Below are 18,716 nucleotides of genomic sequence, written 5' to 3'. Positions count from 1 at the left end.
AAAAACTCTAAATGCAAATTAACGTATTTAATTTACTTATTTTTTAGTTCTATATTTAAATTATTGACACATGGATTTATCTAAATAGTGCATAAGTATGAAAAACGAATTTAAAGGATTAATTGTACAGGGAGATAAGAAATTCTCATTAAAAAACCATAAAACCGACTTCACCGGTGGTTACAACAAAGAAAAAGCAAAAGATGCATTGGTGAATTCGAAAATAGAGCTGAGTCATTTACAGGAAAAACTGTACGCATCCGGAAAACATTCTGTTCTGATTATTTTTCAGGCGATGGATGCTGCTGGGAAAGACAGCGCAATAGAGCATGTAATGAGTGGGCTGAATCCACAAGGATGCCAGGTGTATAGTTTTAAAGTGCCGACATCAGAAGAATATGAACATGATTTCTTATGGAGACATTATAAGGCTTTACCGGAGCGTGGACGCATTGGGATCCATAACCGTTCGCACTATGAAAACGTGTTGGTTTGCAAGGTGCATTCGGAATATATTTTAAGCGAAAATATCCCAGGTTTTGCGGAGGTAAAAAAGATCAACAAAAACTTTTGGCAACAGCGCTATAAGAGTATCAAAAATTTTGAAGAGCATTTAACCGCAAATGGAACTGTAATTCTAAAGTTCTTTTTAAATGTAAGTAAGGATGAACAGAAACAGCGTTTTTTGGATAGGATAGAAGACCCCACCAAAAACTGGAAATTTTCTTCAGGTGATATTAAAGAAAGGGCTTTGTGGGATAAATATATGGACGCTTATGAAGATGCTATCAATGAAACAAGCACGGAAGATTCGCCCTGGCACATTATACCTGCGGATAAAAAGTGGTTTGCGCGTTTGGCCATTAGCGAAATTATCGAAGACAAATTGAAAAGTTTAGACCTTAAATTCCCTGTATTGGGAGAAGAAGAAGTGGCAAAGCTTGGCGAAACAAAAACCATCTTATTGAGTGAATAAAAAAAATGCAGGTCTATAAGCCGGGTTCTGTTTCCTGATTGCTCAGGATTTCTATCATTTATCCACTATAAACGTTGCCGTTTATCTCTAACGACCTACCCACTAACATCGGACGGGCAGCCCTTTATCCCGACGTAAAGTCGGGATGCTAGCCTATTTGGTCTTTCAACTCCCGGGGTTTACAAACCACTACAGTCGCCTGTAATGCTCGTGCGCTCTTACCGCACGTTTTCACCCTTATCCCGATATAAAATCGGGACGGTATATTTTCTGTTGCACTAATCCGTAATTCAGGTTTTCATTCCTGAACCCCTTTCCGTTAGAAAGCGGGATGCCCTGCGTTGCCCGGACTTTCCTCTCTCCCGATAAATCGGAACAGCGATAGAACAACCTGCATTTTGCGCAAAGATGGGTTTTTTTAAGTAGAAAATGACAAGGAGAATCAAATTTTTAGGAAGCTTATCAAGCTAAAATTAATTTTAGTTTAATAATAAATTGAAAAAATATCGTCATTGCGAGGAGGAACGACAAAGCCTGCCTGCAGCAGGCAGGCTTCGTCGGCTGAAAAAGCCTTCTCGCAATGACGACCGTTTTTCTTACAAATCGAATTGTAAGAAAATAAGTTCAATATTTATTTACAATTCTGCAAATCTTTTGAAACCTGCGAATAAGGTACAAAACCTTGTTTATTGCCAAACGAATTGGTAATGAAAACCATTACCTGTGCCACATCAATATCGGCAAGCTCGGGGAATGCTGGCATTTTTTCTTTGTACTCTTTACCGTGGATCATTAAAGATTCATTCGCGCCGTTTTTTATAAAACAAGCCAAACCGGTTTTTTTGGCCTTTAAGAAAACCGAATCGGTAAGTGGTGGCGCAAGCTGACCTAATCCCTCACCATTTTCGCCATGGCAGTTCTGACATTTGGCCTTATAAATATCTTTCCCGTTCGACATGTAATTTTGCAGATCGATAGTTTCCTGGTTTTGGCAAGAAACGATAATGGCAATAAGGGAAAGCAGAAAGATAGCGTTGATGATGTACTTGCGCATAATGTATTTTTATAATTAACCACAGATAAGGAAAGATAAACACAGATTTTGTTGCTTATCCGTGTTCATCCTATATATCTGTGGTAAAAAGGAAATAGCTAATTTTGTCGTGAAGACACTTAATTTGCTAAAATAAGGATTTTTTATTCCGTGTAAATCCGTGTTTCCGTGGCTAATAATTTTACTTTTTGTATTCAGCCAATAAAACAGGAATATCCTTTTTCAATTGTTCTACCTGTTCTTCTTTAGTCCCATCATAAGCACCGCGGATTCTCCTGTCTTTATCGATTAAAACCAGATAACCCTGATGGATATAACCGTCTTTAGCGGTACTATCTTCGCCAACGGCTACCAGATAGTTCTTCTCGGCTAAAGTATACACACTGTCTTTAGTGCCATAAAGAAATTGCCAATTGGATCCGTCTACACCTAATTTCTTGGCGTATTTTTTTAATACAGATGGCTTGTCGTATTTAAAATCAATCGTATGCGAAACAAACATCACATCAGGATTGGTTTTGAAATCGTTGTAAACCGTCATTAAATTGCGGTGCATGGTAGGGCAGATGGTGGTGCAGGAAGTAAAGAAAAAATCTGCAACATAAATCTTACCGTCAGTGGCTTTATTGGTGGTAATTACACTATCTTGATTCAAGAAAGACCAATCTGGAATGGTTTGATAAACGGTATCAACTTTCTCCACGCCAGTTGCATCTTTAACCGTTTCGGCATGGCGCTCACCATAAAATGGAAGTTTTCTTTCTTGTTTACAAGCGGTAAATATGGAAATGGCTAACAGGGATGTTGCCAGGTAAGCAATAGCTTTATTCATGATTTTATTTTAAAAATGTAAATATACAATGTAATTTGTTTGAGGTATCGTCATGCTGAATTTATTTCAGCATCAATCTAGAATTAAAGACCCTGAAATAAATCCGATAGCTATCTGATCAGGGTTACGAAAATTAGGTCTCCAACTTATTACTTTTTAATGTATTTAGCTGGCTCCGCTACAAACTTTTGTTTGCAACTTTCTGAACAGAAACTATAGGTAACTTTATTATAAACTGTCGTTTTAGCTGTTTCAGCTTTAATTTTCATTTTGCAAACTGGATCTACCACCACTTTTTTTGCTGAATCGATCAAATTTGTTTTAGGTCCATCCATCACGGAGTTTGCATTTGATTTTAATGCTATTGTTGTTAATCCAATTAGGGTTAGTGCTAAAATTGATTTTTTCATTCTGAATTTATTTTAAGTTTGAGGCCGGCAGTTCGAAGACCGAGGTTTGGGGGCTTAACGGCCAAGCTTCATATCTTCCGACTTCGGTCTTCGGACCTCCGACTATTTATTTATCTTATATACTTTAATTAACGAATCTGACGCTCTCGTCACCTTAATATAACCGTCTTCAACGGCCCTGATTTTAACCATTTCAGATTTGTAATAATCGAGATCTTCCTGTGCTGTTTTTCCTTTAAAATCATCTTTAAAGAAATGCATCCAATCCATCATTTTTTCATCAGCAGCATTTAAGCGGGTAATTAAATCATTGATTTTTTGTTTTTGTAAGGCTGAATCTGGCGAGAGTTTAATCTGATCAGAAACCAATAAAGCATCTAACTTCATTTTATTTTTGATTACTTTTTCACCATCAATCATCAGCTTATCATGGATGTTTAATACTTCCTGACGTATTGCTTTCGAATCCGGCTCGGTTTTGCATGAAATGAAGAAAATGGTTATTAAGCATAACAAGGCAACATTTAATCTGTTCATAATATTTAATTTAAAAATTATAAGTTATTCCAACATAGGCCTTTCCGGCACTCATGGGGTGATCGGTTTCCGCTTCCCAAATGTTCTTTTGGACACCAACGTTTAAGGCTATATTTTTATAAAAAACATCTACACCAACGCCACCCATCAGGTTGTTCATTACGTGTTCTCCGGTTTTTTGGCCTTTGTATTTTTCTCCTCCGGAATATTCATAAAAGAATTGCGCTGATGGCATGATCTTTACGTCTTTACCTACACTTTGCGTATAAAAAATATTCAGAAAACTGGTCGTACTGTTGGCAATGCCTTCGTCGCGGCTGTTGGTTCCATTAACCTTATAAGAGGTATTTAAACTCGCCCCAAACTTACCCAAACCAACCATATAGTTGAGATAAACAAAACCATCGGTACTTCCGGTACCAGCCTGCATTAATGAAGAATAACGGATACCTGCAGTATTTTTGAAATCATTTTTACCGGTAGGTAATTTTATCCCTGCTCCGGCAATCAACTGTTGTTTAAAATTATCTTCCAGTTTCTGAACGAGGTGATAACCCGCGTATAAATTGATGTCGCCCATGCTCGAAATTGATGAAGTATAGCCATTGTAGCGCTCGCTATTGGAAACATATGGCAAAATCGCATTAATTTCAAGTCTGCTGTTGATGAAATATTTACCTCTGATTTCTAAGGATCGGTAAAGTTCATAGTCATCAGGATTACCAGCATGATTGGTGATTGGTGAATCCTGACTTCGGGCTGGAATAAAGAAATTCCCTCCACCAGGAAATAGTGAATGTGATTGTCCTTCGTAACCGTTGAAAGAACGGTAACGGTATAAAAGACTGATGCTATTGCGGTTGTAATATGGAGTAATCCCCATAAAACAGCCGCAGATATCGCAAGCGAAAGCCTGACTGCTTATGAGTGCGAAAATTAAAATCAATAATTTACGACTCGCTGTATAATGTATTTTTGATAAATTCATTGTCTGTTAATGTTTTTAAAAAAGCTTTAATCTGCTCTTTTTCTGTTGTGTTTAAAGGAATACCATTTTTAAGTTGGACATCCAGATTTGTTGAAGCTTTAACGCCAGAATTGTAATGTTCCAAAACCTCATCTAAACTGTAAAATCGGCCATCATGCATATATGGGCTGGTATATTCAATATTACGTAATGTAGGTACACGGAACTTTCCAAAGTCTGAGGCTACTCCAGTGATGTGCGAACGCCCTTCATCTGTACTTACTAAATCCAATCCATTACTGCGGTAAGTGAAATCAGTAAAAAAAGGCTCGGCATGGCAAGAACTACATTTTTCTTTGAACAGTTGATAACCAGCCAGCTCAGTAGGTGTAAAAGCTGCGCCACTCTCTTTGCGTATTACCTTGTCATATTTCGAATTGCCCGAAACCAATACCGCTGTAAATTGGGTAATCGACTTTAAAATCAATTGCGAATTGATTTCTGTTGAACCAAAAGCCTGTTTAAATAAATCGGGATAAGGTGGGGTATTTTTCAGAAATGCAACGATGGTTTGTATATCCGTTCCCATTTCGCAGGCATCGGTAATGGCATTTAATGGCGAAGTTTCGATGTTTTTTACGCCACCATCCCAGAAAAAAGCCTTTTGCCAGGCCAGGTTAACAAGTGGAGGGGTATTCCTTTTTCCCTGACAGTTGTTAACCCCATGGCTAACCTTATGATCGAGCTGGGTAAAGGCAGCAAATTGCTGGTGACAACTTCCGCATGAAACACTTTTATCGGCCGATAACCGGGCTTCATAAAACAACTTCTTGCCAAGGGCAAAACCTGCATTGGTTAACTTATTGTCTTCGAAATTATATGCGGGAGCAGGGAAGTTGGCTGGAATCGAAAAAGTGATTTTCTTTTCTTCTTGAGCAATTTCATCTTCATTCTTACTACAGGCATACATCAACGCAATGCTTAAAAAAAGCATTGCGAAGACGGTTATTTTCCTTAACATTTAGTTATGGATATGATCTAAACGGAATAAACCATTTGCATAATTGTTGGCTACAAGTACCGAATTTGCACCACCCATGGTGAAGTTTAGCGTAGCAAAACTTACATCGGTTTTACCGGTAAATAATGCCGCTGCGTTTACGATAAAGTGCATATTCGGTTTGCCATCAGTTCTCACACGAAGTGGATTTGCAGCATTAATTTCAGCAGCAAATGTCCTGATCGTATTATTTGGGTCGGTAACACCGCCAATATGAAAAGTGAGCGCATTTCCTGCTGCTGCAGATTGTGGAGAAGTCCCTTCCAGTTTAACAAAGATGTAACCACTGTTCCACGTCCAGAACATGCCATTAATTGGATCTAAAGCACCTGTTTGCGCACCTGCGAAATTACGTGCATAATCTACACCGATAGTATATTCTATTTTGGTATAATCGCCGGTTGGTACATCTTTAAGCGTAATATTGGTCGATTCTGATTTCGAGGCATCAATTAAGAAATAACTTTCAGGGATCAGATAAGTTGTTCCATCAGCTTTGCTTAATTTGATATTGCTTACATAATATTTAAATATATTGATTTTAAAATCTTCGCCTTTGGCGTTTTTATAGGTAGTGCTATTTAAAACCAACGGACTTCCATTTACCTGATTTTCGAATTCAATAGAGAAAGTGGATTTGGTAGCTGCAGTAACTTCTTCTGCGTCTTTTTTGCAAGATGATAATAAGATAATAGGGCATAACAATGCCAAAAAGTATGTTGAAATTTTCATTTTAAGGAAATTGAATAAGTAAAAAATATTTAGAGGGATTCTAATACGGTCGTCCTGCTGATCCGATAGCTATCGGATTCAATTCAGCATCTTATTTACAATATATACATGATAGACCCTGATCCCGATTTATCGAGGCAGGGTGACGATCGCAAAAAAAAGGATTTACTTAAACCGTTTTCGGTGGATGAAAAATAGAAATGGAAAGATCTTTCACCGGTTTTTCGATGTAAAGATTTTCAGAAGTGATAATGAAATAGGGAAGATGGTGATTGAGTACAACTGTCTGAAATCTGGGTTCAGCCTCTGCAACTCTTTTCAGGTTTTCCTGGGCCTGTTTGTTTTTACCATCAAGGTCTTTTAATTTTTTGGCTAAGAAACACTGTCCATCGCAATGCAATTCGGGATGTTCTTTGTTTATACAGAATACACTTGTAATGTATTCTTTGTTCATTTTATAACCAGAATAAATAACCAATTGCATGGCACCGTTAGAAACGGTACAGGTAATGATCAGATATATTAAGATTTTTTTGAACATGGTATTGCGCTGCAAAAGTATTAAAGAAATTGGTTGCAGCAAAGAAAAAATAAAAAGGGGGTATAGATTTCTTAAACTTTAGATCTTTTTAGAATTGTATAATGTAATATTCTCTAAAAATTTGAAGTCCTTAATGTTCAAAGTGTAAAGTTCAATTTCGTAAAACATCGCGGTAGATGCAATCAAAGCATCTGGTAGATTAAGGTTATGCGATAAGGAAAAGTGCTCTACCAGTTTTACGGCTTGTGCTGAAATTGGCGAAGAAATGGGTAGAACAACTAATTTAGTTATGTCCTTTCTGATCAGATTCAACTCTCTTTTATTTCTAGCACCGTAAAGTAATTCTGCGCAGGTAACATCTGAAATCGCAACATTATTTTGACCTATGTTCTTAAAAGTTTCAATTAATAAGTCATTTCCTTTATAAATTTCGATTAAAATATTTGTATCACACAGAACCATTACCTCTTCCAGGCTTTTTGGCGAAGCTCAGCCGAATCAATGTTATAATCGCTCCAAATACCTTTAGCAAGAGAGAACACTACTGCTTCAGTTGATTTCTGCTCTTCAGTAGTCCTTAATTCGGCATCAATATCCAACGACTTTAAAAAGGTTAATAACGCATCAATTTTGCCTTGCTCTATCTTGTCTTTTAAAATTATCTCCGTCATGGTATCAACTTTTGTAATGGTAAATATAAGCAATCTATTTATAACGGAATATGTAAAATCAAATTTCTACATGGTTTGCATTTTCATTGTTTAAATTATTTAACCAAAGATTTTCACACCCGCCCGGCTGTTTAAATTGGGAAACACAGATTAAAGGGGAGGGAATTTTGATTGTATTTTTCTTCACAGAAGATATTATTTACATTTTTCCAGGACACAATGCATTTTACAATGAAACCTTCCTGCAGTGCGCAGCGGCAAATCATGAGGGTCATGAAACCTTCCTGCAGTGTGCAGCGGCAAATCATGAGGGGCATGAAACCTTCCTGCAGTGTGCAGCGACAAATCATGAGGGGCATGAAAGCTTCCCGCCATGGGTGGCAACAAATCATGAGTAATTCGTTAATTTATCCTGAAATTACAATCTCTATAAACTGAGGTAACTGTTTTAACATAGAATCTCAGTTCGCTAATCGACTTTTTGCCGTTTCAACTAACTCACCTGTATTATTAGTTAATTAAAATTTTATCTATCTTGCATTACACAAATAATGAAACCTATGAAATTACTTAAAACTATTGCCGTGATGATGGTATTGTCATCATGCGCAAAAAAAGAGGTACCAGATGTACCGCCAACATTTAACGACCCGAATTGGATCAGGATCGAAATTGCAAATGGGAGAGAAGCCCATGCTGTTTACGGGAATATTGACGATACTTTAATGGTATCAACACTTACCGAGATTTATCAAACTACTGATAAAGGCAAAACCTGGCGAAAAACGAAAGTAAATCATCAGCCTATATATGGTTTTCTGTCGGTTAAGGATACTGTGTTTGCACTACAATCCAATAGTCTGCTGAAAAATAATCTAAGAATGGCAACCTTTAGTCAATATTTTAGCCTAGACAAAGGTTTTACCTGGGATTGGTGTATCAAATATGGCATTTCGGAACAAAGAATCCAGGAGTTTGCAACCCTTAATTTAGATAACCAGTTTAAAATTAAGCTAAAAGAAAATATTGAGCCTTATAATAAGGATTCAGATCCTTGGTCTGGCTATGTATTAAAAAGCGATATTCAAATTTTTAAAAAGGGGACGTCAAAAATAATCCAGGTTCCGTTTGATAATCAGATCAACAATATACATGTAGATAAATCTGGAAAACTCTATGTTTCAGCCGGAAGAGCCATTCACGATAAAAAAACAGGGAAGTATTTATCTGCTGAGAAAAGTGAAGCCGCTATTATTTATATTTCTAAGAAAAATGTATCGCAACTGATTGATTAATCGTTAGCAGATTTCTCCGTGTCAATCTGTGTTTCCGTGGCTGAAAAGAGATGCTCCAGTCAAGACAACACTAAATAAAAAACACAGATGAATCACCTTCATCTGTGTTTATCCTTTTTATCTGTGGTATCTGTACTGAAAAACTATGCCTGTAAATCAGTCATTACTGCTTTGATTTTTTCAGCAAGTTGCGCATTAACCGATTCAAAGTCTTTTCTGTCAGCTAATGGTGCGTTTACACTGCAATAGAATTTAATTTTAGGTTCTGTACCACTCGGGCGGGCAGAAACGATGCTTCCATCTTCGGTAATAAACTGTAAAACATCCGAAGTTGGATAATCCAGTTTGCTTACTTTTCCGGTTGCTAAATCCGTTTCCTGACTCAATTCGTAATCTTTTAGTATCGAAACTTTAGATCCGCCCAATGTGGCAGGAGGGTTTTCCCTGAATTTAACCATCATGGCTTTAATTTCTTCAGCACCTGATTTGCCTTTTTTAGTAAGCGAAACTAAATCTTCTTTATACAGACCATATTCTACATACATATCCAACAAGGCATTATATAAACTTGCACCTTTATCTTTGTAGTAGGCAGTCATTTCAGAGATGAAAGCCGCAGATACAACCGCATCTTTATCGCGTACCAAATCGCCAATTAAGTAGCCATAACTCTCTTCACCACCACCAATAAAGTATTTTTTGCCTTCTAACTCGGTCATTAACTGACCAATGTATTTAAAGCCTGTTAAAGTATTGTAATAGGTTACATTTTTCTTTTTGGCAATCGCTTCAATTAAATTAGATGTAACAATGGTTTTTACGATAAACTGATTGCCATCTAATTTTCCACTCTCTTCCCAGGCCGATAAAAGGTAGTTGATTAATAAACTACCGGTTTGATTGCCGTTAAGCAATACCCATTCGCCATTGTTATCTTTTACGGCAATACCTACGCGGTCGGCATCAGGATCGGTTGCCAATACTAAATCAGCATCAATTTCCTTCGCTTTGTTCATCGCTAAGGTTAATGCATCTTTTTCCTCCGGGTTAGGGTAAACTACCGTTGGGAAATTACCGTCAGGTGTACTTTGCTCTTCAACCAAAGTTACATTGGTAAATCCAAACTGTGCCAAAGCTTTAGGTACCAGGGTAATTCCTGTACCATGTATGGGCGAGTATACAATTTTTAAATCGTGCTGTCTTTTAATCGCTTCCGGAGAGATCGAAAGTGCTGTAATACCGTCTAAATAAAGTTTATCTACATCTTCGCCGATCAGTTCGATATTCGCCTCAACACGTTCGAATTTTACTTCGTCGATGCTTTTGATCTTATTTACTTCATCAATCACCAATTTGTCATCAGGAGAAGTAAACTGACCTCCATCGGCACCATAAGCTTTATAACCGTTATATTCTTTTGGATTATGCGATGCGGTTAACATTACACCGCTTTTGCAACCAAAATGGCGAACAGCGAAAGAAAGTTCTGGTGTTGGTCTTAGTGCAGAGAAGAAATAAACATGGATGCCATTTGCAGAGAATACATCTGCGGTAATTTTAGCAAAATAATCAGAGTTGTTACGGCTATCGTGTGCAATGGCCACTTTGATTTTTTCGTTCGGGTATTTGTTGTTTAAGTAGTTGGCCAACCCCTGTGTTGCTGTTCCAATAGTATATTTATTGATGCGGTTAGAACCTGCACCCATAATACCACGTAAACCACCGGTTCCAAACTCTAAACTTCTATAAAATGCATCTGTTAATTCGGTAGTTGCATTTTTATCTACAAGGGCCTGAATTTCTGCCTTGGTATTTTCATCGTAATTTCCACTTAACCACTGATTAATTGTGGCTTGCGTTGATTGGTCAATTGCCTGCATTGAGCTGTTTTTTAATTTAATATCTGGTGTTGAACAAATTTTATTGAATGATGTTTGGTTGAAACGCATTTATTTCAGCACATCCAAATTTTATTTTGTTGAGGGTGTTGCTTTTAAGCTGCTTTTGTTTAATTTCACGCCCCGATACAATAATAAAGAAAATCCATTATTAATGTGGCACCAATGTAACTTTTTTAAAATAGTTGCAAAACTATAATGTTACAGTCAGTTGATCGTGGCTAATAAACAATTTAGAAACAGATGAAAGCATCATGATTTTAAAACCACCCGTGGGATAAAAATCTGATTGCTTCATTACCGTTAAAAACAAAGGCATTAAATGAAAATATTAAAATTTGGGGGTACTTCCGTAGGTAGTCCTGAGCGCATGACGAAGTTGTTGGATATCGTTAATCCAAATGAAGAACAGATTGTAGTTTTATCAGCCGTGTCTGGTACTACAAATAGTTTAGTAGAAATTGCAAATTATTTTTTAGCTGGAGATAAGAAGAAGGGAAGTGAGTGCGTAGATAATTTATATCAAAAATATAAAACTTTTGTTGTTGAATTGTTGCCTGCTGCCGAATTTCAGGAGCAGGGAAATGAAGTGATCGATTACCACTTCGGTTTCTTAGCTGGGCTGGCAAACGATATTTTCACTTCAATCGAAGAGAAAGTAGTGTTGGCACAAGGTGAGTTATTGTCTACAACCTTATACCATATTTATTTAAAGTCGATCGGTGTACCATCGGTATTGCTGCCAGCTTTAGATTTTATGAAAACAGATGAGGATAATGAACCCGATATTCCTTTTACCACAAAACATTTAACGCCGCTTTTGGAGCAGCATAAAGACAATAAATTATTCATTACGCAAGGATACATCTGCCGCAATAGTTTTGGTGAAGTTGATAACCTGCGCCGTGGTGGAAGCGATTATACGGCATCTTTACTGGGTGCTGCAATATTGGCCGAAGAAGTTCAGATCTGGACAGATATCGACGGCATGCACAACAACGATCCACGTATTGTTAAAGGAACCAAACCAATTGCCCAGTTATCTTTTGATGAAGCAGCGGAGCTGGCCTATTTTGGTGCAAAGATTTTACACCCACAATCTGTTTTTCCAGCACAGAAATATAAAATTCCGGTTCGTTTGTTAAACACAATGGAACCTTCTGCAGCAGGTACTTTAATCACTCATGATAGCGAAAAAGGTAAGATCAAATCAATAGCGGCTAAAGATGGTATCACGGCAATCCGTATCCAATCGAGCCGTATGTTACTGGCTTATGGGTTCTTACGCAGGGTTTTTGAAGTTTTTGAACGTTATAAAACGCCAATCGATATGATTACAACCTCTGAGGTTGCCGTGTCGTTAACAATTGATGAAACGGCCCATTTGCCACAGATCATCGAAGAGCTGGAGAGTTTCGGAACGGTAGAAGTAGATACCGATCACAGTATTGTGTGTGTAGTTGGCGATTTCGGTTCGGAGAAACACGGTTTTGCCAGCAGGGTTTTAGAAGGATTAAAACACATTCCAATCCGCATGATTTCTTACGGAGGAAGTAACTATAATGTTTCGCTTTTAATCTTAAGCGAATATAAAACCGAGGCCTTAAGAAGCCTGCACAATAGGTTATTCGAATAAGAGGAAAAAAGCGCCGACTACCACCATTAATCCGATCAGGAAGTGAAAAGCCAGAAAGCTTGATGGCAATAATCCGTTTTTATATTTTTTGTAAGAGTTATATAATCCTGCAGAAAGAATAAGAACAATAAATATGGCGGCTACTATCTTCATTTTTTAATAAATAAAAGAAACAATACGATGAGGAGCAACACGATAAAAAATCGGATTTTTCCATTGTATTGTTTCTGGGTAATTCTTCCATGCTTTAAATCCAGGTAGTTACCCAAATAAATTAGCCCAAAGAATAAAATTAAAATTATAATAAGGAATTTGAACATGTTCGCCGATAAAGATATATCAAAGTTTAACAATATTGAAACACCTTTTTACTATTACGATACTGATCTGTTGCAAAAAACATTGCACACCTGTGCAGACGCAGCAGCACCGTATCGTTTTCACATCCATTATGCATTAAAAGCAAATTTCAATACGGTGCTGCTTAACCAGATCAAAGAAATTGGTTTTGGTGCAGATTGTGTAAGTGCTGGAGAGGTAAGAAGAGCCGTAGAAGTTGGTTTCGAAAACAAAAAAATCGTTTTTGCCGGAGTTGGTAAATCTGATAAGGAAATTAACGAAGCTTTAGATCTTGATATTTTCTGCTTTAATGTAGAATCTATTCAGGAATTAGAAGTGCTGAATGAACTTGCTGCCAGGAAAGGTAAAACAGCTCAGGTAGCAATTCGTATCAATCCTAATGTTGATGCGCATACACACCACAACATCACCACTGGTTTAGATGAGAATAAATTCGGTATCAATTCATGGGATTTGCCAGAATGTGCCGAAACCCTAAAAGTATCACCAAACCTGAAGTTTATCGGAATACACTTTCATATCGGTTCTCAGATTACCAATCTGGATGTATATAAAAACCTGTGCGTTCGCGTAAACGAATTTGCTGCCTGGTTTGAAGATAAAGGATTTAACCTTCAGGTATTGAATGTTGGTGGTGGTTTAGGTATCGATTATTACAATCCTGATCATCAAATTCCGGATTTTGAATCTTATTTTAAGATTTTTAATGAATTTTTAACCGTTAAACCTGGTCAGGAAGTACATTTCGAATTGGGCAGGGCTTTGGTTGGACAATCGGCCTCGTTAATTACAAGGGTATTGTACATTAAAAACGGAAAGAAGAAAAATTTTGTGGTATTAGATGCAGGCATGACCGAATTGATGCGCCCGGCATTGTATCAGGCCTATCATAAGATCGAAAATTTGTCTCAGATCTCAAATCTAAAATCTCAAACCCCGGTTAAATACGATATCGTCGGGCCGATCTGCGAAAGTACTGATTGCTTTGGGAAAGAGGTAGAACAGCCAGAATCTTTTAGAGGTGATATCTTCGCCATCCGTAGTGCGGGTGCTTATGGAGAAGTAATGGCTTCTAAATATAATTTGAGAGATGCGATAAGATCAGTTTATAGTTACGAGATATAAGGAACCTGGATGTAATGAAGGAACTTCAGTTGATGGAATACTTCTTTCGTCAGCATCACATAAAGAACTAAAAAGAAAATCTGTTTGCAATTGGTAAATTAATCAATCGCAAACAGATTTTTTATTTTAGAACCTCACTTCTTAAATAAAGCAGATTTCATTGCTTTACTTTTCCATCATCTATCTTTAAATGAACTTATTTCCAAATCTGGATTTAACCTCCGCTACAAACTCCTTAACTTTCTGCTCTTCATCCCTTGGGCAGATCATCAGCATATTGTTGTTTTCTACAACAATATAATCGTGCAGTCCCTGTAAAATAACCAGTTTATCTTTCGGAACATTCACCATGCAATTTGATGAATCGAACATAATTACCTGTTCTGACGGAATAACCGCATTACCAACATAGTCTTTGTCGGCCATTTCATAAATAGAAGCCCAGGTACCTAAATCAGACCAGCCAAAATCGGATGGAAGCACGTAAACATTTTCTGCTTTTTCCATTATACCAAAATCGATCGAGATATTGGTGCATTGGAAATAGGCATTATTGATAAAAGCTTTTTCTCCATCGGTATTTAGTTCAGATCTGCCGATGGTAAATATTTCATACATATCAGGCAAATGTTTTTCAAAGGCATTTAATATTGCTTTGGCCGACCAGATGAATATTCCGGCGTTCCATAAAAAATCACCACTTTGTAAAAAGGATTTAGCCAATTCTAAATTCGGCTTTTCGGTAAATGTTTTAACCTTGTGCAGATCAGTATCGGTGTTGAGCACATAATCCGTATGTTGAATATAACCATAACCTGTATCCGGGCGGTTTGGTTTAATACCCAGGGTGATTAAACAATCGTTTTTTGAAGCAGCCTTCAGCGATTGTTCTATTGAATCTACAAAGCCATCAATATCGGCAATGGTATGATCGGAGGGGGCTACAACAATTGTTGCGTCAGGATTTAATTCAGAAATTTTCAAACTCCCATAAGCAATGCATGGTGCTGTATTTCTTAGTAGTGGCTCTGCTAAAATTTGGTTGGGACTCAGTTGTGGCAACTGTTCTTTTACTAAATCTGAATAAATTTCGTTGGTAACTATAAAAATATTTTCAGGAAGGCAAATCTTTAAAAAGCGATCGTAAGTACTTTGTATTAGCGTTTTACCAACACCGAAAAAATCGATAAACTGTTTTGGATATTCTGTTCTGCTTACTGGCCAAAAGCGACTTCCGACGCCACCGGCCATAATTAATGCATAATAATCTTTATTCATTTTTTATTTTAAAAATTACACTATGCCTTCGTTGAGGAGATCGTGTAAATGGATGATGCCAAAGTAAGTATTTTGTTCCAGAACTAGTAACTGTGTGATGTTATTTTGCTTAATAATGTCTAATGCATCAACAGCTAAAGCATCATATTGTATACTTTTTGGCGCTCTGCCCATAATATCTTCGGCTTTTAAACCTGCAATAGAATTGTTGTTTTCGAGCATTCTCCTAATGTCGCCGTCGGTAATTATACCCAACACCTTATTGTCGCTATTAACAACAGCAACAGCACCCAAACGGTTTTTACTAATTTCGATCAGTACATCCTTAACCGAAGCAGATGGATGTATTGCAGGTTTCTCGTTTGATAAAGCTAAATCGCGGGCTTTTAAATAGAGTTTTTTGCCTAATGATCCTCCAGGATGGTATTTTGCAAAGTCTGATTCGTTAAAATCCCTGCATTCGAGTAAACAGATGGCCAGGGCATCGCCCAGTGCCAATTGTGCTGTGGTGCTGGTGGTGGGTGCTAAATTATGCGGACAGGCCTCTTTTTCGAAAGAAGTATTTAAAATCAGATCGGCCTGTTCTGCTAAAAAAGAATTTAATTCGCCAACCATCCCGATCAAGAGATTGTTGGACGTTTTCAGTAAAGGAACCAATACTTTAATTTCCGGCGTATTTCCACTTTTCGAGAGGCAGATTACGATATCATCAACCTGGATCATGCCTAAATCACCGTGGATCGCATCAGCAGCATGCATAAAAATGGCTGGTGTACCGGTAGAGTTGAATGTAGCTACCATTTTTTGTGCAATAATGGCGCTTTTTCCTATACCTGTTACAATTACCCGGCCTTTGCCATGTAAAATGCTGGAAACGATTTTTTCAAAATCATCATTTAAATTCTTCGCAACATTTAATATTGCCGCTGCCTCAAGCTCTAATGTGCTTACAGCCGATTGGATAATTGATTTTTTACTTTTCAAAGAGAAAATAATTGTCTGTTAATACTTGAAATTCTTGTAAAATTATGTTATTTTGGATACAAAAATAGCATCGCATATTTTATTACACAAAATGGACGTGAAAAAGTCGTTATTTGATAACCTACAAAATTTCTTCGGGTTTGATAATTTCAAGGGTGATCAGGAGTCGATCATTACAAATATTTTAGAAGGCAATAACACTTTTGTTATTATGCCAACAGGCGGAGGGAAGTCTATTTGCTATCAGTTGCCCGCTTTAATGAGCGAAGGAACAGCAATTGTAATTTCTCCGTTAATTGCATTGATGAAAAACCAGGTAGACCAGTTAAGGGCTTTTGGTGGAAATGACAGTATTGCCCATTTTCTAAATTCGTCCTTAAACAAATCTGAAATTACTCAAGTTAAATCTGATCTCTTAAGTGGGCAGACTAAATTATTGTATGTTGCGCCCGAATCCCTGGCGAAACAGGACAATATTGAATTTTTAAATCTGATTAAGATCTCTTTCGTTGCGGTTGATGAAGCACATTGTATCTCTGAATGGGGGCATGATTTCAGACCGGAATACCGTAAGATTAAACAAGTTATTGCGGGTTTGGGCGATAATATTCCAATTATTGCGCTCACGGCTACTGCAACACCAAAAGTGCAGCAGGATATTATGAAGAACCTCGGAATGACGGAAGCAACGTTATTCAAGTCTTCATTTAACAGGCCAAACCTGTTTTATGAAATCCGGCCTAAAAGAGATATTACGAAGGAAATCATTAAATATATCAAGTCTAATCCGGGTAAATCGGGCATTATTTATTGTTTGAGCCGTAAAAAGGTAGAGGAGGTTGCTGAAGCACTAAATCTGAATGGAATTAGCGCTTTACCATACCATGCCGGTTTGGATCCAAAAGTGAGGGCCGATACTCAGGATCGGTTTTTGATGGAAGATGCCGAGGTGATTGTAGCCACCATTGCCTTTGGTATGGGGATAGATAAACCAGATGTTCGCTTCGTGATTCACCATGATGTACCCAAGAGTATGGAGGGTTATTACCAGGAAACAGGTAGGGCCGGCCGCGATGGTGGTGAAGGGGTATGCATTGCTTTCTACGCCCAAAAGGATGTAGATAAACTGGCCAAATTTATGAAAGACAAGCCGGTTTCAGAAAGGGAAATTGGTACGCAAATATTGAAGGAAGTGATTGATTATGCCGAATCTGGCGTTTGCCGACGTAAGCAGATCCTTCATTATTTCGGCGAGAATTTTAATGAAACTGGCTGTAATTGCATGTGCGACAATTGTAAAAAGCCTAAAAAACAATTTGATGCTGAAAGTCAATTGTCAACCGTTTTAAAATTTATAGAAAAATCGGGTGAAAAATTTGACGACGCACATTTATTAAACGTGTTTTTGGGTTTAGAAACCGCTCAAACCATTGCTTATGAACACAGCAAGATTCCTGAATTCGGAATTGGTAAAGAAGAAGGCGAGCTGATGTGGAAATCGATTATCCGCCAGGCTGTTTTAAATAATTACCTGTTCAAGGATATCGATAACTACGGTTTATTGAAATTAACCAAACAAGGAAGAGATTTTATCATCAATCCCTATAGCCTTAAATTCATACTAAACGAACCTATTGAAAGCGGTACCGACGACGATGATGATGATGTAAAACAAGGTACAGGTGCTTTGGATACACATCTTTTATCCTTACTTAAAGATCAGCGCAAGAAAATTGCAAAACAGAAAAATGTTCCGCCATTTGTTGTTTTTCAGGATCCATCATTAGAGGAGATGTGCACACATTACCCGATTACGATGGAAGAGCTTCGCCAAATTTCGGGTGTAGGTTCGGGTAAGGCAATGAAATTCGGAACACCGTTTATCGAACTGATTAAAAAATATGTTGAGGATAACGATATCGAACGCCCAATTGATCTGATTATAAAAACCCAGGCCAATAAATCACAGATGAAGGTATCTATCATCCAAAATATTGATAGACAAATCGGTTTAGAAGACATTGCCGATTCAAAAGGCATTACATATGAAGAAATTCTGAAAGAAGTAGAGTCAATAGTTAATTCGGGCACTAAACTAAATCTGAATTATTTCATTGATGAAGTAATTGATGACGATCGCCAGGATGAAGTTTTTGATTACTTCAGGGCGGCTGAAAGCGATTCGATAGATGAAGCCCTAAATGAATTGGGCGAAACTGATTATACCCGAGAAGAAATTCAATTGATGCGGATTAAATTCATGTCAGAACTAGGAAACTAAAAATTAGATGTGAGACAGGAGAAGTTAGATTTGAGACCAACTCATTTCTCACATCTCATCTCTCACATCTCATATTTCA

Annotated in this window: 20 protein-coding genes and 1 other RNA gene; 6 read left to right on the top strand and 15 right to left on the bottom strand. The window is 37.4% G+C overall.

Annotated features, from left to right (window positions below; translation table 11 throughout):
• Positions 1-97 precede the first annotated feature (97 nt).
• Positions 98-976: a polyphosphate kinase 2 family protein gene (locus R2S57_RS03445; RefSeq protein ID WP_316843706.1), complete on the top strand. Its 879-nt coding sequence runs from the start codon at positions 98-100 to the stop codon at positions 974-976.
• Here R2S57_RS03445 and rnpB read toward each other — a convergent pair.
• The 11 genes from rnpB to R2S57_RS03390 form a co-directional block, all read right to left on the bottom strand.
• Positions 977-1,374: RNase P RNA component class A (rnpB, locus tag R2S57_RS03440), an RNA gene on the bottom strand.
• Between the two features lie 233 nt (positions 1,375-1,607).
• Positions 1,608-2,030 carry a cytochrome c gene (locus R2S57_RS03435; RefSeq protein ID WP_316843705.1) on the bottom strand — a complete coding sequence of 141 codons (423 nt, stop codon included), beginning with the start codon at positions 2,028-2,030 and terminating at the stop codon, positions 1,608-1,610.
• A 181-nt stretch (positions 2,031-2,211) separates the two neighbouring features.
• Positions 2,212-2,862, bottom strand: coding sequence for an SCO family protein (locus tag R2S57_RS03430; RefSeq protein WP_316843704.1), 651 nt, complete (start codon positions 2,860-2,862; stop codon positions 2,212-2,214).
• Positions 2,863-3,011: 149 nt separating this feature from the next.
• Complete coding sequence (locus R2S57_RS03425) at positions 3,012-3,272, bottom strand: YHS domain-containing protein (protein ID WP_316843703.1); 261 nt, start codon at positions 3,270-3,272, stop codon at positions 3,012-3,014.
• 102 nt (positions 3,273-3,374) lie between these two features.
• Positions 3,375-3,809: a hypothetical protein gene (locus R2S57_RS03420; RefSeq protein ID WP_316843702.1), complete on the bottom strand. Its 435-nt coding sequence runs from the start codon at positions 3,807-3,809 to the stop codon at positions 3,375-3,377.
• Between the two features lie 10 nt (positions 3,810-3,819).
• Entirely contained in the window at positions 3,820-4,797 is a 978-nt protein-coding gene (locus R2S57_RS03415; protein ID WP_316843701.1) for a transporter, read from the bottom strand.
• Entirely contained in the window at positions 4,760-5,770 is a 1,011-nt protein-coding gene (locus R2S57_RS03410) for a cytochrome-c peroxidase (protein WP_316843700.1), read from the bottom strand. The genes R2S57_RS03415 and R2S57_RS03410 overlap by 38 nt, the downstream gene beginning before the upstream one ends.
• Before the next feature lie 27 nt (positions 5,771-5,797).
• Positions 5,798-6,568 (bottom strand): MbnP family protein, encoded by a 771-nt coding sequence (locus R2S57_RS03405; RefSeq protein ID WP_316843699.1) that lies wholly within the window; start codon positions 6,566-6,568, stop codon positions 5,798-5,800.
• A 169-nt stretch (positions 6,569-6,737) separates the two neighbouring features.
• The gene (locus tag R2S57_RS03400) at positions 6,738-7,109 is read right to left on the bottom strand and encodes a hypothetical protein (RefSeq protein WP_316843698.1); all 372 of its coding nucleotides are present in this window, start codon (positions 7,107-7,109) and stop codon (positions 6,738-6,740) included.
• A gap of 78 nt (positions 7,110-7,187) precedes the next feature.
• Positions 7,188-7,571 (bottom strand): type II toxin-antitoxin system VapC family toxin, encoded by a 384-nt coding sequence (locus tag R2S57_RS03395; RefSeq protein ID WP_316843697.1) that lies wholly within the window; start codon positions 7,569-7,571, stop codon positions 7,188-7,190.
• The gene (locus R2S57_RS03390) at positions 7,571-7,780 is read right to left on the bottom strand and encodes a hypothetical protein (protein WP_316843696.1); all 210 of its coding nucleotides are present in this window, start codon (positions 7,778-7,780) and stop codon (positions 7,571-7,573) included. The genes R2S57_RS03395 and R2S57_RS03390 overlap by 1 nt, the downstream gene beginning before the upstream one ends.
• 86 nt (positions 7,781-7,866) lie before the next feature.
• On the opposite strand from R2S57_RS03390, the gene R2S57_RS03385 reads away from it, so the two are divergent.
• Together R2S57_RS03385 and R2S57_RS03380 are read left to right on the top strand one after the other, a co-directional pair.
• Positions 7,867-8,178 carry a hypothetical protein gene (locus tag R2S57_RS03385; RefSeq protein ID WP_316843695.1) on the top strand — a complete coding sequence of 104 codons (312 nt, stop codon included), beginning with the start codon at positions 7,867-7,869 and terminating at the stop codon, positions 8,176-8,178.
• A gap of 162 nt (positions 8,179-8,340) precedes the next feature.
• Complete coding sequence (locus R2S57_RS03380; RefSeq protein WP_316843694.1) at positions 8,341-9,075, top strand: hypothetical protein; 735 nt, start codon at positions 8,341-8,343, stop codon at positions 9,073-9,075.
• A gap of 143 nt (positions 9,076-9,218) precedes the next feature.
• Here R2S57_RS03380 and R2S57_RS03375 read toward each other — a convergent pair whose 3' ends face one another.
• A complete protein-coding gene (locus R2S57_RS03375; protein ID WP_316843693.1) occupies positions 9,219-10,955 on the bottom strand; it encodes a phospho-sugar mutase in 1,737 nt (578 codons plus the stop codon).
• A gap of 340 nt (positions 10,956-11,295) precedes the next feature.
• On the opposite strand from R2S57_RS03375, the gene R2S57_RS03370 reads away from it, so the two are divergent.
• Positions 11,296-12,609: an aspartate kinase gene (locus tag R2S57_RS03370; protein ID WP_316843692.1), complete on the top strand. Its 1,314-nt coding sequence runs from the start codon at positions 11,296-11,298 to the stop codon at positions 12,607-12,609.
• Here the strand turns inward: R2S57_RS03370 and R2S57_RS03365 are convergent.
• Positions 12,598-12,762: a hypothetical protein gene (locus tag R2S57_RS03365; RefSeq protein WP_316843691.1), complete on the bottom strand. Its 165-nt coding sequence runs from the start codon at positions 12,760-12,762 to the stop codon at positions 12,598-12,600. The genes R2S57_RS03370 and R2S57_RS03365 overlap by 12 nt on opposite strands.
• Positions 12,763-12,927: 165 nt before the next feature.
• On the opposite strand from R2S57_RS03365, the gene lysA reads away from it, so the two are divergent.
• The gene (gene lysA, locus R2S57_RS03360; RefSeq protein WP_316843690.1) at positions 12,928-14,094 is read left to right on the top strand and encodes a diaminopimelate decarboxylase; all 1,167 of its coding nucleotides are present in this window, start codon (positions 12,928-12,930) and stop codon (positions 14,092-14,094) included.
• Between the two features lie 186 nt (positions 14,095-14,280).
• Here lysA and R2S57_RS03355 read toward each other — a convergent pair whose 3' ends face one another.
• Both R2S57_RS03355 and R2S57_RS03350 read right to left on the bottom strand, forming a co-directional pair.
• Positions 14,281-15,372: a mannose-1-phosphate guanylyltransferase gene (locus tag R2S57_RS03355; RefSeq protein ID WP_316843689.1), complete on the bottom strand. Its 1,092-nt coding sequence runs from the start codon at positions 15,370-15,372 to the stop codon at positions 14,281-14,283.
• 15 nt (positions 15,373-15,387) lie between these two features.
• The gene (locus tag R2S57_RS03350) at positions 15,388-16,356 is read right to left on the bottom strand and encodes a KpsF/GutQ family sugar-phosphate isomerase (protein ID WP_316843688.1); all 969 of its coding nucleotides are present in this window, start codon (positions 16,354-16,356) and stop codon (positions 15,388-15,390) included.
• A 91-nt stretch (positions 16,357-16,447) separates the two neighbouring features.
• On the opposite strand from R2S57_RS03350, the gene recQ reads away from it, so the two are divergent.
• Positions 16,448-18,637, top strand: a complete 2,190-nt coding sequence (recQ, locus tag R2S57_RS03345; protein WP_316843738.1) for a DNA helicase RecQ — start codon at positions 16,448-16,450, stop codon at positions 18,635-18,637.
• Positions 18,638-18,716 lie beyond the last annotated feature (79 nt).

Origin of the sequence: Pedobacter psychrodurus, assembly GCF_032678585.1 — a bacterium.
In the GTDB taxonomy this organism is placed as follows: domain Bacteria; phylum Bacteroidota; class Bacteroidia; order Sphingobacteriales; family Sphingobacteriaceae; genus Pedobacter; species Pedobacter psychrodurus_A.
The sequence above is the reverse complement of the archived record's forward strand: the minus strand, read 5'-3'. Positions and strand labels throughout refer to the sequence as shown.